Origin of the sequence: Burkholderia sp. Ax-1720, assembly GCF_011753035.1 — a bacterium.
Classification (GTDB): Bacteria; Pseudomonadota; Gammaproteobacteria; order Burkholderiales; family Burkholderiaceae; genus Burkholderia; species Burkholderia gladioli.
Genome location: NZ_VWWK01000473.1, coordinates 1 through 594 on the forward strand (window position 1 = coordinate 1; position 594 = coordinate 594).

Genomic DNA, 594 nt, shown 5'->3' on the forward strand with positions numbered 1-594 from the left:
CCGGGCCGAGCGCGCCGGCGGTGATCCAGACGCCGAACGGGCTGCCGCAAGTCAATATCAACAAGCCAGGCGGCAGCGGTGTGTCGGTCAACACCTACAACCAGTTCGACGTGCAGAAGGCCGGCGCGATCCTGAACAACTCGGCCACCATGGTCCAGACCCAGCTTGGCGGATGGATCAACGGCAACCCGAACTTCGGGCCGAACGATGCGGCGCGCATCATCGTCAACCAGGTCAACAGCCCGAACCCCTCCCAGATCCGCGGCGCGCTGGAGATTGCAGGCGCCCGTGCGGAGCTTGTCCTGGCGAATCCCTCGGGTATCTATCTCGATGGCGCGGGCTTCATCAATACCAGCCGCGCGACCCTGACCACGGGCATGCCGTTCTACGGAGCCGACGGCTCGCTGGCTGGCTACAACGTCAACCGCGGCTTCGTGACCGTTGCCGGGGCGGGTCTCAATGCCTCGAATCTCGATCAGGTCGACATCATTTCCCGCGCCGTGCAGGCCAATGCGGCGATCTACGCGAAGAATCTGAACGTGATCGCCGGCACGAACCAGGTCAATCACGACACGCTTGCCGCGACGCCGATCG

General features: G+C 64.3%; 1 protein-coding gene. It reads left to right on the top strand.

Going from position 1 to position 594, the window contains the following annotated elements; genetic code table 11:
* Window positions 1-594, top strand: a 594-nt coding sequence (locus F3J18_RS37740; RefSeq protein ID WP_240154925.1) for a filamentous hemagglutinin N-terminal domain-containing protein, incomplete at both ends; no start/stop codon positions are given.